Here is a 609-nt window from a genome sequence, read left to right as displayed (position 1 = left end):
CCTGCAATGAGCTTTAATAGCAAAAGTGTTTCCCGATATCAGTCAAGATTAAACGCTTTGAAGTGATCGAAAGCGTTAGAAGAATTTATGGTATAGCGATTTTACAGGCATGACTGTGGTGTTTTTATTTTTTGAAAATCAATGAGATAGAAAATTGTCATGATTGTTTCTTTGTTTGGGGACCTTAGCCCGATTAAGCAGGCTCAGTACTCTGTCTTTCAGACTGTCTCGCGCGGTCAATCAAAGTCCTGGCATCTGCCAGCACTACTCTTGTAGGCTTGGCACTAGACATTAAGGGTAGGCCCTTTTGCAGGTAATTGTAGGTGCTTTCTTTATCCTCATTAAGCAGCTGTTTCATAGTTAGTTACGTGAAGTTGGTTACCTTGATGATGGTGCACATTAAGTTCTGTTCTCAAGCTCGTTGTAATGGGTTCAAGGGTATTTCGCTAGAAGATGACATTTTTATCATCTTCACGTCATGTAGGCATCAGGTGTGCCTATCTATGCTGTCTCTATGTCAAAAGACAATCTAGGAAAAATTATGAAACAGCCCCAAAACCCGCTCAATCTGCCTCGGCGGCGCTTTGTACAAGGACTGGCTGCGGGTGG

Source organism: Vibrio sp. OPT46 (assembly GCF_015163535.1).
In the GTDB taxonomy this organism is placed as follows: Bacteria; Pseudomonadota; Gammaproteobacteria; order Enterobacterales; family Vibrionaceae; genus Vibrio; species Vibrio alginolyticus.
This window is presented reverse-complemented; position numbering follows the sequence as displayed.